Origin of the sequence: Pelotomaculum sp. FP (genome assembly GCF_004369245.1) — a bacterium.
Classification (GTDB): domain Bacteria; phylum Bacillota; class Desulfotomaculia; order Desulfotomaculales; family Pelotomaculaceae; genus Pelotomaculum_C; species Pelotomaculum_C schinkii.
Genome location: NZ_QFGB01000041.1, coordinates 23,003 through 38,537, shown reverse-complemented (window position 1 = coordinate 38,537; position 15,535 = coordinate 23,003). Strand labels below are relative to the sequence as shown.

The 15,535-nt window shown below is 49.2% G+C and carries 10 protein-coding genes and 1 pseudogene; 5 read left to right on the top strand and 6 right to left on the bottom strand.

Going from position 1 to position 15,535, the window contains the following annotated elements; genetic code table 11:
* Positions 1-158: 158 nt before the first annotated feature.
* The 6 genes and pseudogenes from Psfp_RS14825 to Psfp_RS14800 all read right to left on the bottom strand — a co-directional run bounded on the left by Psfp_RS14825 (position 159) and on the right by Psfp_RS14800 (position 7,070).
* On the bottom strand, positions 159-530 hold the full coding sequence (locus Psfp_RS14825; RefSeq protein ID WP_243120682.1) for a NifB/NifX family molybdenum-iron cluster-binding protein: 372 nt from the start codon (positions 528-530) through the stop codon (positions 159-161).
* Between the two features lie 400 nt (positions 531-930).
* Positions 931-1,143: pseudogene (locus tag Psfp_RS14820) on the bottom strand (4Fe-4S binding protein); the annotation flags it as partial.
* A gap of 392 nt (positions 1,144-1,535) precedes the next feature.
* A complete protein-coding gene (locus Psfp_RS14815) occupies positions 1,536-2,597 on the bottom strand; it encodes a hypothetical protein (RefSeq protein WP_134219317.1) in 1,062 nt (353 codons plus the stop codon).
* Positions 2,598-2,770: 173 nt separating this feature from the next.
* Positions 2,771-4,312, bottom strand: a complete 1,542-nt coding sequence (locus tag Psfp_RS14810) for an RNA helicase (protein WP_345789103.1) — start codon at positions 4,310-4,312, stop codon at positions 2,771-2,773.
* Between the two features lie 5 nt (positions 4,313-4,317).
* Positions 4,318-6,447: a DEAD/DEAH box helicase gene (locus Psfp_RS22305; RefSeq protein ID WP_243120681.1), complete on the bottom strand. Its 2,130-nt coding sequence runs from the start codon at positions 6,445-6,447 to the stop codon at positions 4,318-4,320.
* A gap of 137 nt (positions 6,448-6,584) precedes the next feature.
* Positions 6,585-7,070 (bottom strand): cell wall hydrolase, encoded by a 486-nt coding sequence (locus tag Psfp_RS14800; protein ID WP_134219315.1) that lies wholly within the window; start codon positions 7,068-7,070, stop codon positions 6,585-6,587.
* Between the two features lie 179 nt (positions 7,071-7,249).
* On the opposite strand from Psfp_RS14800, the gene Psfp_RS14795 reads away from it, so the two are divergent.
* From Psfp_RS14795 to Psfp_RS14775, 5 genes are all read left to right on the top strand, one after another.
* Complete coding sequence (locus Psfp_RS14795) at positions 7,250-8,851, top strand: FAD-dependent protein (protein WP_134219314.1); 1,602 nt, start codon at positions 7,250-7,252, stop codon at positions 8,849-8,851.
* Between the two features lie 372 nt (positions 8,852-9,223).
* Positions 9,224-10,465, top strand: a complete 1,242-nt coding sequence (locus Psfp_RS14790; RefSeq protein WP_134219313.1) for an NAD(P)/FAD-dependent oxidoreductase — start codon at positions 9,224-9,226, stop codon at positions 10,463-10,465.
* Between the two features lie 944 nt (positions 10,466-11,409).
* On the top strand, positions 11,410-11,898 hold the full coding sequence (locus Psfp_RS14785; RefSeq protein ID WP_134219312.1) for an NAD(P)H-dependent oxidoreductase subunit E: 489 nt from the start codon (positions 11,410-11,412) through the stop codon (positions 11,896-11,898).
* Between the two features lie 187 nt (positions 11,899-12,085).
* A complete protein-coding gene (nuoF, locus tag Psfp_RS14780; RefSeq protein WP_345789106.1) occupies positions 12,086-13,732 on the top strand; it encodes an NADH-quinone oxidoreductase subunit NuoF in 1,647 nt (548 codons plus the stop codon).
* A 68-nt stretch (positions 13,733-13,800) separates the two neighbouring features.
* The gene (locus tag Psfp_RS14775) at positions 13,801-15,534 is read left to right on the top strand and encodes an NADH-dependent [FeFe] hydrogenase, group A6 (RefSeq protein WP_134219311.1); all 1,734 of its coding nucleotides are present in this window, start codon (positions 13,801-13,803) and stop codon (positions 15,532-15,534) included.
* Position 15,535: the final 1 nt, after the last annotated feature.

The following is a 15,535-nucleotide window of genomic DNA, read 5'->3' as shown; positions in this document are numbered from 1 at the left end:
GCAAAACATATATTGTGCAATTTTTAAGTTTTTCCAAACAAAAATTGTGCAAATTTTGCAGTTTGAATAGAAATTTTAAGCCTAATTATTGTGCAAATCGCTAGGACAAAGATTCTGCAAAATTACACCATGCTTTACTAATGGGCTGTCCCTGACTCTTATACCCAGTGGCTGTCTACATTTGCATCTGACGCCTTACTTAATTTACCCTTCTTAAACTGTTCCAGCACTTCTGCAACTGTGCCGTCAGTTCCATAGTAAACCTTAATGCCAGCGGCCATCAGAGTCCGGAAAGCTTTCGGGCCGCAGTTTCCGGTAATAAGAGCGCTTACCTCCTGGCGGCTAACCTGCTCTGCGGCTTGGATACCGGCGCCCTGGTTTGCGTTAAGGTTTTGCTCGTTACTCACAGCCTTATAATCACCGGTATTTGTATCAATTACCACAAACCAACCAGCACGTCCAAACCGGGGGTCGACCTTGCTTTCCAGTGTTTTCCCTTGAGATGTAACGGCAATTTTCAAGATTGTCACCCTTTCTGGTTTTTCCCTTGATTATTAGCATTTTTTTGTATTATTATGAACATGGTTTCATAATAATTATACTGATCGTAATGAGCATATGTCAATAATAAATGAAAATATTTTACTACTTGCAGAAAAAAACAACCAGGGTATTTTAAGACCCGGTTGTTTTTTTGTAAAGAATGTTGCTGAATGGAAGGCTACAATTATTTTACATAGCTCACCCATCTTGGGCGCATACAAAAACTGGGGCTGATTTAAAACTCCCGGTTGTTAAGATTGGAGAACAGCATTTTTATGTATTTACAGCCAGTTTCTTTATTGGCAGTTCATTCTCCAGTTCATTTTGCAGTTCGTTTTCCATAAAATTGTTATCTGCCTCCGTTGTGGGAGACAGGACCGGCTGGATTGCTCCATACGGGCAAAATGCAGCGCATCTACCGCAATCGATACATCTGTCCGTAATTATATATTGCGTTTCACCCTCGATGATCGCCCCTGCCGGGCAAACCAAACCAGTGCCACATTGAATTCTGCATGTATGTCCGTCACAGCCGGGTGTAATTGGACAGCCTTTCGAACAAGTACCACATTTAACACATTTACTCGTAATAACATACATAGCATAATTACCTCCTTTCATTTTTTTGAATTTTTTAATAATCATAGTAATATATAAAGTACTATTATAGACTATAGTATATAGCTAAAAAAAATTACACTTCCTATCGAATTGGCCTTTTGACATTGGTGCTTTGTTCCAGGGTACTCTCATCAATAGGGTAACATGAATGCGGGCTAGCCAGTTGAAGCATGTCAACAACAGAGTATTGGATATGAGCTAATGACCGATTTGGTAACAATTTCGCTTGTTAACGCGCACATTATTATGAGCATAATTTCATAATAATTATACTCACCCTGATGAACGTATGTCAATAATAATTAGAAAGAAATCTGGAAGGGGACTGTTTTTTAGAGCGGTTTTAATAACCCGTATTTACGAAATACGGGTTATGTTAGAGCCTGAATAATGCCCAGGATTAACTCCAACAGGATCAGAAGGATAATGACGAGTTCCAGTACCTCCGAGCGCTGGTTGACGGTACGGTTGCTGAGCATGGTATAGGTCTGGTTGATAATGTTAATTTTCCTGTCGATGCTTTCAGCCCAGCTTCTGGTACGCAGGATGGACAGGGCCGTCCCGTAAATACGGGCATAAAACACGTCCTCGGTAACTTTCAAAGAGTTGTCTATCCGCTCGGTTATCTCGGTGATGTCGGCGATTAACTCCATCAGCTGGTTCATGATGCGCCGGTAGTGACCCAGGCGACGGAAGCTGCCGACCCTTTCCGCCTCTTCTATGGCGTCGTACATTGTGGACAGCTCTCCTGTTAGCAAGCTGTCGTAATACCTTAACTCCAACAGCTGGGAGTTGGCAAATTCAAGAAGATCGGGGATATCGGCGCTGCCGCTGGGGTCGTAAACCAGGGCAGAGTCCCAGGTTATAATGGTGTGGTCATCAGGGGTATAAGAAAAAGAATTGCGCAAGGTTTCCCGCCGCACCTGTTCGCTCACCGGTTCCTGTTCGGCAAGCAATAGCGGAATAGGATCCCAGTTCTGATCCCACTCCCGGAAATAATATACGGTGAAGTCCTCTACAAAACCGCTGTATACTTCCTTAACCAAGGCCTCCGCAAGAATTTTTCTCATTTTGTCAAGTTGCTGAATGAACACTGTTTCAATGCCTTCGTCATTGTAAAGGATGGTGGCCAGTTCCACTGCGTTCTGATAAGCGGCGCCTTCCAGCAGGGGAATACGCATAATGATGGCGATAACACCCAGGTCATAAACCTTACCGGTAAATGATACATTAAGACTGCGGCCGCCGGCTGCCACCGTGTCTTCCCCCAGTTCCACCGCGATGGGGGGGTTTTTAAACTGGATGGACTTGGGCCTGATCCGAGAGAGCCTCATCCGTGCGGCCTGTCTTTGGGCAAGGATTTTTTCTACCTGCTCCAGCCTGATTTCTTCCGCTATGTCAAACAGCCGGTACACCCAAATTGAGTTTTTCAAGGCGATCCCTTTCGTATAAGATATTTAATTCTACCCCAAAATTGTGGTGCGAATTCATTCGCATAAATGCAACACTAGCAGCAACAAGTCCTGGCGCTAACGTATCGTTTGCGATTGAAATAGGACCTCGAAAAAACCCCGCAGGACCGGGGTTGTGATATAAGTAATTTTTTTTAAAAGCTGAGGGCGATCTCATCACGGTCAAGCTGTCCCCGGATAGCCTGCGCTCTTTCAATAAGAGCTGTGTTCCCGGCAGCCGCGCGCTCAATCTGTCGCAAAAGGTCTATCTCCCGCCGGAAGATTGAGAATATATCTCCTGGTTGCAGGGAAGACATCTCCATTAACTCCGTAAAGGTGGCGCCATTGTACCAGGCGTAGGCAAGGGAACCGGGCAGGTTGGACCAAATGCAGAATCTCTCCGGTACGCCCATCTTTAGGAGCTCGTGCCTGATCAGGTAGGTCTGTTGCAAAGCGGGAAGATCCAGAATGTCAGTCCGGGTGTTCTTGCCGGGGATAAATTCAATGCCGGCGAGAATTGCCGCAGCATCTGCCGGTTCACTATCTTCAAGCAGGCCGGAGAAGGCTATTTCGGTTACCAGTATTTCCTGTACATGCAGTTCCAGGGCAAAAATGCCGCGTGCAAAAAACTCCCTGCCCTTAACATAACCAAGTTTTTCTAAAAGATCACGTACTTCCCTGTATTCGGTGAACACGGATTCTACCTGTTGGGTGATTGCAGCATATTCCTGCCTAAGTGTTTGGTAGTAGGTTTGGACCTCTCTCAATCTCTCTGACAGGGCCATGCATTTTTTTGAGTTAAAGCACTTTTTAGGTGTGGCAAGCGCGATCTGCTTTTGCAGCAAGTCTTTTTCCCTGTTTTTATTTTTCCAGCGTAAGCGCTTTAATTGTTTACGGGCCCTGGCCCGCTCAACAGGACAGGTCAGCGTTCCGTTTTCGGAACATAACCCGGCTTCAATTTCGGAGATTCGCCCGGTCAAGGCCTCTATTTCCTCTTTCAGGAGGCCTTGTCTCTTTTTTAATTGATACATTTTAAAGTTTTCGTTTAAAAACCGGTCGATTTCTTCGTCGGTCTTATACCTCAACAGGCTCAGTACTGTATTGGGTGAGATCACCAGCCTGCCGGAAACGGGTTCTATAGCCTTATCATCAAAGAAGCCGGTTTGCTCCGGGAAGCGGCTGTCGACACGAATGAAGGCGTGGCCGATCCGGTCAAAGCCTCGCCGCCCCGCCCGCCCGGCCATCTGAAAAAACTCCCTGTTTTGCAGAATGCGGAAGTCATGTCCGTCCCACTTTCTGGTCGAGTCGAAGACGGCGCTGGCGGCAGGGAAGTTTACACCCGCGGCAAAGGTTTCAGTGCAGAAGACCACCCAGAGCAGACGGCTGGCATAAAGGTTTTCCACCAGGTACTTGACCGGCGGCAGCAGTCCGGCGTGGTGATAGGCGATGCCCTGCAGGAGCAGGCGGCGCAGGCTTCTCCAGCCCGGCCCGCTGAAAGCGCCCGGTTGCTCAGCCTCTGCCTCCTTGATTTTGCCGCCGACTTCTTTTTTTTCCCGGGCATTTAAAAAGTCCCAGTCGCGTCCCAGGTCCTGCGCCAAAACCTCAGTCCTCCCTCTGCTGAATACAAAGAAAAGGACCGGCAATTTATCCTGAATTGCTTCAACAATTTCACTGCAGGAGACTTCTGTCAGTTCCACCTGTTTCACTCCTCGAGCCAGCGTTTCTTGTTCCGCAGTGCTTTGAGGTATTCGACCAACTCCTCAAGTTCACTGCGGGCTTCTTTTTCTCCGACAATCCGGCCGTTGGGCAGGATCCATTGAGTAGAAAGAGGTACGCGCCGTTTTTTTTCCATGATGACCACGACATTGCCGCCTCTAACCGAGCTAATCCAATCTGCCATTTCGTCCGCGTTGGGGACTGTTGCGGAAAGACCTAAAATTTTCACATGGGGGGGAGCGAACAATATGCTTTCTTCCCAGGTTGTGCCGCGCTCCGCATCGTCAAGGTAGTGGATCTCGTCAAATACCACGTAAGAAATTTTCTCCAACTGAGCGGGCTCACTTAAGCACCAGTTGCGAAATATCTCTGTGGTCATAATCAGCATCGGCGCTCCAGGATTGATGCTGACGTCGCCGGTGACAAGCCCGACTTGCTCCTCTCCAAACAGTTTCTTGAAATCACGGTACTTCTGGTTGGAAAGGGCTTTAAGGGGGGAAGTGTAAATCATGCCAAGTCCGGCGGTCATTACGTCGCGCGCCAGCATTTCGGCAACCAGCGTTTTGCCGTTACCGGTAGGCGCTGATACGATTACCGATAGCCCTGCCTGAAGGGCTTCAGCTGCCTCAATTTGAAAATCATCCAGGACCAGGTCTTCCACAGGCGCCTGTCCTTGCTCCTTGCGGAGCGGTTTTTTCTTGGGTCTTAAGCGTTCTTCGCCCCGGGAGCCAATTTCCCCCTGACCACGCTCGTGAGGCTGTCCCCCACTGAGAGTAAGGGCAGGCAGCGCCTGGCGAAGCGCTTCAAGGTCCCTGCGCAGCAGCAATCCGGTATCAGATCCGGAAGCTTCCTTGTTAGATACGGTGGTCAGCCTTCCTTCCTGGATCAGCCGCCTGACTTGACCCGTGCTGATTCCCAGAAAAGCGGCGGCCTGGGAGATCTTCAATTTTTCATGTTGTTTGGTCAGTACACGCAGCCTGGACACGTCCCTTTTTAACTCCTGTACATCCGAATGCCACAGGCGTGTCCTTTCATCCAGAGTAAAGGAATCTAATTGCCCTGTTTTGATTAAAAAAGACAGGGTGTCTTCATCCACGCCGAGGACTGCTGCGGCTTCCTTTTCCCCCAGGGAATGTTCCCTGAGGAAGGAAGGAGCGCTGGTGGTATAAGGAGGCGCGAAATACCTGCCGCTGATTTCCCCAAGCTGTTCCACCAGAACATCACCCGGAAATTCCCGGCGCAAGCACCAGTATTTGTTATTTTCAAAGGATACGGTGAGAGAGTAGCTGTCGGCTAAGGCCGCAAATTCTTTCATGCCCAGCCCGGCTTCCCGCGGGTCAAAAAAGGGTGTCGGCAGTGTCTCGAGCATATCCCGGCAGGCTTTAATTTTCGCGCGACGGGTCAGCTCATCGCGTCCTGCCGGGCTATTCACGGTGGTAATAAGTGATTGGGGCAGCCGCACCAAAGGAGTCTGATCATTTTCAGCTGCGATTCTTTCAACAATTTTTTTGTGTCGGCGAAACTGGCGGAGCAAATCAGAGAGGCGTCGGGGTTTCTCATGGAGGTATGTAAGGAGAAAATCCCAGGCACCGTCACTGTCGGGCATGGTAAAACGACCGTCAGGCAGTTGGGGAAAGTAGCGCCAGACCAGAGAGTCAAGGTTTTCCAGTCCGGTTGCGGCGATTATATCAGCCTTGGACCGGGGCTGCCCGTCTTCAAGCACTTTGCGGACGGAATCAAGCTGAGCGCTGGTTTCGTTGTCGGTTGGAGCCGCCTCTTCAGGAGGGGTATATTTTCTAATAACTTTAAGTAATTTAGGCAGGACTTTACGCATTTGTCCCCTTCCGGTGTGCCAGGTTTCTCCTCTGGCAGGGGGCGCCAGGACGTTTTCACCAATAAACCAACTACCTCCTGATTTGGCCCGGCCGATCCGGATTTCCTCTTTTTCTATTAGAGAGGAAAGCGCGCCGGCTAATGCGTCAGAATTACAATTGCAGCGGGAATATAGGATTTCCAAAGGAAGGGGTACTCCATCTTTGAGAAGATTGGTTACTTCTGTTATAGCTTGTTTTGTTTTGTTGCTTGCCAAGTCAGGAAACACCTCTAGCTTCAACATTTGCATATCACTTGTAGTCTAGCACATAACTGTCAATATTAACAAATAATTTTGTAAAAAGCAACAAAATCAAGTTGATATAGCTTCTTCAACTTAAATCCTAAATAACCCTCCTCCTGTGACGGAGAAGGGTTATTTTAGCAAAAGATATGCTTGCCTATTTTCAATGAAGACGGCAGCCCGTCAAGCCACCTGCTCTCAGATTGGTCCGGATTATAGAAAAAGATGCTGCCGTTGGCGGGATCCAACCCGTTTAGGGCCAGTTCCGCTGCCAAAAAAGCTTGCGCATCGGGAGTGAGTTCAATAGTACCGTCCAGGACGGGGGTAAACTGGTAATCTTCATATATAACTCCGGTTATCGTTTTGGGAAACCGGGGATCCTTGAGCCGGTTGAAAACCACAGCCCCAACTGCTACCTGTCCTTCCAACGGTTCACCTCTGGCTTCGGCATGGATTAATCTGGCCAGCAGGTAGAATTCCTCCCTGCTCAGGCAAAGACCTCTGGATACGGAGACGAATGGTTTCGCTGGCGCTGGCTCAATCGCTTCACTTGGTACGGCGGGCTTAAGGCTCAAAACCGAGAGACCGACGGCAAAGTAGACAGCGATTTTTTTAATATTCATGTTTTTATTTTACTCATTAAAATTATTTTTAAACAAACAATTTATAGAAATAGATTTAAAAGTTGGTATTAACAGATTTTTATGATATATTATATAAAAAATAATAGTATATAAAATTAGCTCATTATTACAGAGTTATGGGAAATTATACGGACAATATTAAATAGTGGTGATAAAAAATGATAAGGGTATATGGTGTGAAATTATCCATAGACCAGGATGCTTCAAACTTAAAAAACTCCTTAATAAAGAAGCTTAAAATAGGTGAAAAGGATTTAGTAGGATACAAAATCTTTAAACAATCTATTGATGCCAGGAAACATGATACAATTAACTTTGTTTATACTGTAGATGTTGAATTAAAACAAGAAGATAGTTGCTTAAAGAAATTCAAAAACAAGGATATTACTATTGCTCCTGATCTGGAGTACAAGTATGTACAAACCGGTTCACAGCCTTTGCAGCACCGGCCGGTGATTATCGGGACCGGCCCTGCGGGGCTTTTTGCCGGGGTAATCCTGGCTGAAATGGGATACGGGCCTGTTGTCATGGAAAGAGGGGCGGATGTCGATACCAGGGCGGAAGCGGTCAGGAAATTCTGGGAGCATGGACTACTTGACCCCGAGTGCAACGTACAGTTTGGTGAGGGAGGGGCCGGGACCTTTTCCGACGGCAAACTGACAACCTTAATCAGGGACAGGCGGTGCCGCAAAGTCCTGTCTGATATGACCATGGCAGGCGCGCCGGAAGAAATCATGTACGCAGCCAAACCTCATGTCGGTACGGACCGGCTCCGGTCAGTGGTTAAAAAAATCCGTGAAAGAATTATCAGCCTGGGTGGAGAGGTCCGCTTTAACTGCAAAGTTACTGATTTAATCACAAAAGATAACCATGTGCAGGGTATAATAATTAACGGGACTGAACGGCTGGCTGCGGAGGTTGTGGTGCTCGCGCCCGGGCATAGCGCCAGGGATACCTTTGAAATGCTGTATCAGGCGGGTGTAACCATGATACCAAAACCTTTTTCAGTCGGGGTTAGAATTGAGCATCCCCAAAAGTTGATCGACGCTGTCCAGTATAAAAAATTTGCCGGTCACCCCAAACTCGGCCCGGCTGACTACAAACTGGCATATCACACTGCAAACGGCAGGTCTGCCTATACTTTTTGCATGTGTCCGGGTGGAGTGGTGGTGGCTGCCAGTTCTGAAGAGGAGGGTGTCGTAACCAACGGGATGAGCGCATACTCCCGCAGTGGCGAAAACGCCAACAGCGCCCTGCTGGTAGGGGTGGAGCCTGCTGATTTTGGCAGCAGCCATCCACTGGCTGGAGTAGCTTTTCAAAGGAAACTGGAGAGAAAGGCGTATATCCTGGGCGGAAGTGATTACAAGGCGCCGGTACAGCTGGTAGGAGACTTTCTGGAGAACAGGCCTTCCACCAGGCTCGGTCAGGTAGAGCCGTCCTACCGCAAAGGAGTGCAGCCGGCGGCCCTCAACGAATGCCTGCCGGACTTTGTGGTAGAGACGATGAAGATGGCAATACCTGAGCTGGATAAAAAGCTTAAGGGTTTTGCCCTGCCGGATGCTGTCATGACCGCTGTGGAGACCAGGTCCTCCTCTCCGGTAAGGATCGTCCGCAATGAATTTATGGAAGCCTCACTAAGAGGTCTGTATCCGGCTGGGGAAGGAGCCGGTCACGCCGGCGGGATTGTCTCAGCGGCTGTAGACGGTATTAAGGCCGCGGAAGCCATCGCCTCCAAGTATGCGCCGCCATCAGTACGATAATGATACAAGGGGATAACACCATGCCCACTATCCAGAGGCTTCGAAAACGGCAGGACATAGAACTGCCTTTTGTTTCACTTATCACAAAAATTGTTCTCGAAAAGGCTTGACTTGCGGGCTTGGGGTTATCCGGAGCGAATGGAGCACCTGGGTGCGTTGCTTAGCGCGTGCGTTGCTTAAAGTCAAAGCTTAAATAGCGCGTAGCTACCGGATGGCCGTCTGCAGATGCGGTCGGTATAACGCTCTTCTAGCACAAATGGAAAATTGCGAAAAGAGCGGAGGATAACCCCAAGACCACTACCCCAAAGGCTTTTCGAGAACCGGTTATGACTTTCACCATTGCGATAGACATATATAAAAGGAGAGAATTTTATGCCGGGTAGTCCTCCATACAAAGTAGCAGTGATTGGGGGAGGAGCGGCGGGAATTACAGCAGCTATAGCCGCCCGCCGCAAAGGGGCGATTGTTACCATTCTGGAAAGCAACCAGCGGATTGGCAAGAAAATCCTTGCCACCGGTAACGGAAGGTGCAACCTCACCAATATCACCACCAGCATGGCCAACTACCATGGCAGCAATCCCAGGTTTGCTTTCTCTGTCCTTTCCCAATTTGGTGTAGAGCAGACCCTTGACTTTTTTGCAAGGCTGGGAGTGGCGCACAAAGTGAAGGAAGAAGGCAAAGTATTTCCATTCTCCTTGCAGGCTTCCAGTGTTTTAGACGTGCTTCGTTATGAATTGGAAAGGATAGGTGTTAATGTCCATTGCGGGGCGGAGGTTGCGGGTATTGCTCACAATAAGAGCGGTTTTACCCTTGCTCTTAAGAACGGGGGGGAATTTCAGGCTGACCGGGTAATTATTGCTACAGGTGGTAAAGCTGCGCCACATTTTGGTTCGACGGGCAGTGGGTATGCCCTGGCGTTAAGCCTGGGCCACAGTATAGTCGAACCATTTCCGGCCCTGGTCCAGTTAAAATTGTCCTCGGGTTATCTCAAGCAGATTAAAGGTATTAAATTTGAAGGAACCGCTGAAGTAGTATTAGAGAACCAGAGCCTGCAGGCTGCCAGCGGGGAGATCCTCTTTACCGAGTACGGTATTTCCGGTCCTCCTATTTTGACTCTTAGCCGCAAGGCAGGGGAGTGTCTAAAGAAAAATCAAAGCCCCTGGTTAAAGCTGGTTTTACTGGACTCCTTCACTGGCGGGGAACTGGAAGAGTTGCTTGCTGAGCGCTTCAGTAATAATCCCGGGAAAACCCTGGCTTTCAGTTTTGTGGGTTTCATAAACAAACAGTTGTCGCCGGTAATACTCAAAGAGGCTGGTGTGGACCTGAATAAGGCAGCCGGGAAGGTTACTGCCTCGGAGCTGAAAAAGATTGCACATATTCTTTTAGACTGGCGCTTTCCTGTTACCGGGACGACTTCCTGGCCTGCCGCTCAGGTTACCGCCGGTGGTGTGGACGTTAATGCTATTAACAGCAAAACCTTGGAGTCAAGGATTGTGCCGACACTGTATTTTGCAGGGGAAGTCCTGGACATAGACGGTGATTGCGGCGGCTACAATTTACAGTGGGCATGGTCATCTGGCTTTATTGCAGGGGAAAGCGCGGCAGGCGCTTGATGAAAGCTGGATGATCTAGTCGAATCGTCATGTTATTATGAGTGATTGGCTTAAAGGGGGTAGTAAAATAAAGCGTGTGCGGGTGGCGGCGTCTTTGTGAAAAAATGTACATTATTTGTCCGTATTCGCAGGATATACGAATTGTTGTATAACAGTTACTAACAAGATTTTTAGTTTGCGACTTTTGATAATTAAGATTTATTATTAATTCCTATTTATGAGAAATGCTGATTTATCTGCATATCGACATAAAGGACGTTGGTATAATTTGATTAAAATCTACGTTTTTCGGCAAATAATGGCGATAAAAACTTTCGTGCAATATCGAACAAACAATTGCTTTTTGTATCAATTATGCTATAATATTTTTTATATTCCATTCGATAATATTTTTGAAAAAACATCTATTTTAATAAAGACTACTATATGCTATAATAGTGCTAGGATCATGTGTTAATTAACTACCGTGCGGACAATTACAGGAGATGCCATATAATTCATCAAAGTAACAGCTGCCAGTGCTTGTCCTTTGATAACTTAGGTAATGTTTGGTTAAAAAATAGCAAACGAAAGGAGGTAATAGGTCTCAGGCTGAAGAGTGGACTTGAGTAACGGGCTTTATTATCTTTTTTTATTGCAAAAATGACAACCATTAGTTATGTGCAGGTTAGATGCTTGGGAAACAGGGAACATTAACCCTGCATTTCTTTTCTCTAAAACAGTTCTATGATCCAAATCAAGGGGTAAAAAGCCCGTAAGCTTGGAAACCAATCATATTGCTCAATAAAATGCAATGTCCCTGAAAAGCCTGAAATTAATAACCAGATCGGGTGGATTTTTATGGTTCTTTAAAAGAAGTAGGATTTAGGAACACACTTTTTTAAGATCGCTAAAATAAGCTGTGAAGTGCTGTTAAGCACTTAAAGCAAGGGAGGTACAGACTCGTGGTTGCATGTTCATGTGGTTGCGGCGAAGACGAACTGACTAAACAATTGGAAAAGATTATTGATGAGTACAGGGGTCAACCCAGTGGACTTATCCAGGTCCTGACCAAGGCCCAAAATCTCATAGGATATCTTCCGCTGTGGGTACAGACCAGAATCGCCAAGGGATTGGGAGTATCACTTCAAGAAGTTTACGGGGTGGTTACTTTTTATGCCTTCTTCTCCCTGATCCCCAGGGGCCGGCATAAAATCGCCGTTTGCGCGGGTACAGCCTGCTATGTTAAGGGAACCAAAAAGGTCCTTAAAGCACTAAAAGATACCCTTGGTATTAAAGAGGGACAAACGACTCCCGACAGCCGGTTTACCGTTGAAGTTGTGCGTTGCATTGGCGCCTGCGGATTGGCTCCGGCCATGATTATCGACGGCAAAGATGTGCACGGCCGCTTGGAGCCCGAGCAAATCCCCGAAATACTGGAGCAGTACGCATAAACTGATTTAGTATTCCACACCTATGGACTAAGAATAAACTTTACATCCATAGTAATGGGCTTGCCGAAATTAATTGTCGGGGTCTGAAGGGATAGTTTAAGAATGGCTGGAGGATTTAAATCGGAGGTGTGATTAAGTGAAGTCTTTGGAAGAACTTGCAAAGGTTAGAGAAAGCAGGCGGGAAGCCCTGAAAATTCGTGAAGGTGTTCCGTCGGCGACTGAGAAAGCTCACGTGATGATGTGCGGCGGCGCCGGCTGCATTTCTTCGAAATGTCAAGATGTGGTGGAAGCCATGAAGGCGTCCCTCGAAAAGAACGGCATTGCAGACCAGGTCCAGATTGTGCTTACCGGCTGCATGGGTCCGTGCGATATGGGTCCCGTAGCAATTGTGTACCCCGAGGCAACTTTTTACCGCAGGCTGAAGCCAAAAGACGCTGATGCCATTGTTGAAGAGCACATCATGAAGGGAAACCTCGTCCAGCGCTTGTTGTACAGGACTCCCGGAGCAAAAGAACCAACCCCGAAAGTTGATGACATCGATCTTTTTGCAAAGCAGCAGAAGATAGTTCTGCGTAACAACTTTTATATAGATCCAACTTCTATTGAGGACTACATCGCCAATGACGGCTATGCCGCTCTAGGCAAAGCGCTTACCAAAATGACTCCTGCTGAAGTCATCGAAGAGGTTAAGAAAGCAGGGCTCCGCGGCCGTGGCGGCGCTGGATTCAATACAGGCATGAAATGGAGCTTTTGTGCTAATTCGAAAGGCACACCCAAATACGTGGTATGCAACGGTGACGAAGGCGACCCGGGCGCATTTATGGACAGGTCCGTTCTGGAGGGGGATCCCCACAGCGTTATCGAGGGCATGGCTATCTGCGGCCGCGCCATTGGCGCCGAGCAGGGCTATGTCTACGTGCGGGCTGAATACCCGCTGGCCATTGAAAGACTCAGCTATGCCATCGACAAGGCCCGTGAATACGGCCTGCTTGGAAAGGATATTTTTGGCACCGGCTTTAATTTTGACATCGAAATCCGAATCGGCGCCGGCGCCTTTGTGTGCGGCGAAGAAACGGCTCTTTTGACCTCCATTATGGGCAAGCGCGGTGAACCCAGACCCAGGCCGCCATTCCCGGCCAACGAAGGTGTTTGGGCTAAACCAACTGTGCTGAATAACGTTGAAACCTGGGCTAACGTCGCTGAAATCATCCTCAAGGGCGCTGACTGGTATTCCTCCATCGGCACGCAGGGGAGCAAGGGAACCAAGGTATTCGCCCTGGCGGGCAGGATCAACAATACAGGTATCGTGGAAGTCCCGATGGGCACCACTTTAAGAGAAATCGTCTATGATATCGGCGGCGGCATTCCCCGCAAGAAGGCATTTAAAGCCGTCCAAACCGGCGGCCCGTCCGGCGGCTGCATCCCGGCCGGACAACTGGACACCCCGATTGACTTTGAATCCCTTACAGCGCTGGGCGCCATGATGGGTTCAGGCGGAATGATTGTCATGGACGAAGATACCTGCATGGTGGATATCGCCAAGTTCTTTATGGACTTTATTGTGGACGAGTCCTGCGGTAAATGTTCTCCCTGCCGGATCGGCACCAAACGGATGCTCGAAATCCTGGAGCGCATTACGACGGGCAAAGGCAAAGAAGGCGACATCGAACTCCTGCTGGAGTTGGGCACGACCATTCAGAAGACCGCGCTCTGCGGCCTCGGCCAAACCGCGCCCAACCCCGTTTTGAGCACCATCAAGTACTTCAGGGATGAATACGAAGCTCATATCAAGGAACACAAGTGCGCTGCCAAGGTGTGCGAATTCGAGGAATAAAAGCCGCTCCCGCAGCTTTTGAAAATGAAAATTAGTCAAATACGGGAGTTTGGAGGGAAAATGAGAAAATGATAAATTTGACAATTGATAACCGGAAAGTAGCGGTGGAAGAGGGGACAACCATCCTTGAGGCCGCTAAATCAGTGGGAATCAATATCCCGACTCTTTGTTATCTGAAAGATATCAATGTGATCGGCGCATGCCGGATCTGCCTGGTAGACGTGAAAGGCGCCAGGACGTTTATACCATCCTGCGTGGCTCCGGTTGCTGAAGGGATGGTTGTTAACACCCATACCCCGGAATTGATCAAAGCCCGCAAGCTGGTGCTCGAACTGATCCTGTCCGATCACCCCATGGAGTGTCTCACCTGCCGGCGCAACGGAAATTGCGAACTGCAAAAGCTGGCAGAGGAATATGGCTTGAGCGAGATCCGTTTTGAGGGCGCCAAAACAGACTACCCGATCGATGACTCCAGTCCTGCCATTATACGCGACCCGCGCAAGTGTATCCTCTGCCGCCGTTGCATTTCAGTCTGCACCAACATTCAATCGGTGCAGGCTCTTACCGCCGAGAACAGGGGCTTTGACAGCCTGGTCGCCCCGGCCTTTAACGAGAGGTTGGCCAACATGGAATGCGTCCAGTGCGGCCAGTGCTCGCTGGTCTGTCCCACCGGCGCCATCGTGGAACGGGACGATACCGACAAGGTATGGGCGGCCCTGGCCGATCCCACAAAGCACGTTGTGGTCCAGACTGCTCCGGCCACCCGGGTGCAGATTGGTGAAACCATCGGCGCCGCGCCGGGTACCATCGCGACCGGGCAAATGGTTGCGGGGTTGCGCAGCCTCGGCTTTGACAAGGTCTTCGATACCGACTTCACCGCGGACCTGACCATCCTGGAGGAAGGCAACGAGCTGCTTCAGCGTGTAACCAATGGCGGCGTTCTGCCCATGATCACCTCCTGCAGCCCCGGCTGGATCAAGTTCATTGAACACTTCTATCCCGACCTGCTGCCGCACCTTTCCACCTGCAAGTCACCGCAGCAGATGTTCGGCCCGCTGGTCAAGACCTACTACGCCCAGAAAGAGGGCATTGACCCGAAGGATATCGTCTGTGTCTCGATTATGCCCTGCACCGCCAAGAAGTACGAGTGCCAGCGGCCTGAAATGAACAGCAGCGGCTACCAGGATGTCGACGTGGTGCTTACCACACGCGAACTGGGCCGCATGTTCAAGCAGGCCGGCTTAGATATGACCAACCTGCCCGAAGAAGAGTACGACGCTCCGCTGGGTATCTCCACCGGCGCCGGCGAAATCTTCGGCGCTTCCGGCGGCGTGATGGAAGCCGCTCTGCGTACCGTCTACGAGGTAGTTACCGGCAAGGAGCTTGAGGACATCAACTTTACGGCCTGCCGCGGTATTGACGGGGTCAAGGAAGCCACAGTGCAAGTCGGCGACCTTCCTGTAAGTGTAGCTATAACCAACGGCCTTGGCAACGCGCGCAAGGTGCTGGACAAGATCCGTGCGGGCGAGGCAAACTACCACTTCATCGAAGTTATGTGCTGTCCCGGCGGCTGTATCGGCGGGGGCGGGTCACCCATCCCGACCAACACCGAAATTCGCCTCAAGCGGATTGACGCTACCTATACCGAGGACGAGCGTATGGTACTGCGTAAGTCTCATGAAAACCCGGCTGTTCAAGAGCTCTATGCTGAGTTCCTGGAAAAACCGCTGGGCCACAAGTCCCATGAACTGTTGCACACCCACTACACGCCAAGAAGCAATTACCCGAAGGAAGAGTGCTAAA

What these genes read in the sequence shown, in the direction of transcription:
- Psfp_RS14795 (WP_134219314.1), top strand. Translation starts at nt 7,250, where the DNA reads ATGATAAGGGTATATGGTGTGAAATTATCCATAGACCAGGATGCTTCA.
- Psfp_RS22305 (WP_243120681.1), bottom strand. Translation starts at nt 6,447, where the DNA reads ATGTTGAAGCTAGAGGTGTTTCCTGACTTGGCAAGCAACAAAACAAAA.
- Psfp_RS14790 (WP_134219313.1), top strand. Translation starts at nt 9,224, where the DNA reads ATGCCGGGTAGTCCTCCATACAAAGTAGCAGTGATTGGGGGAGGAGCG.
- Psfp_RS14775 (WP_134219311.1), top strand. Translation starts at nt 13,801, where the DNA reads ATGATAAATTTGACAATTGATAACCGGAAAGTAGCGGTGGAAGAGGGG.
- Psfp_RS14800 (WP_134219315.1), bottom strand. Translation starts at nt 7,070, where the DNA reads ATGAATATTAAAAAAATCGCTGTCTACTTTGCCGTCGGTCTCTCGGTT.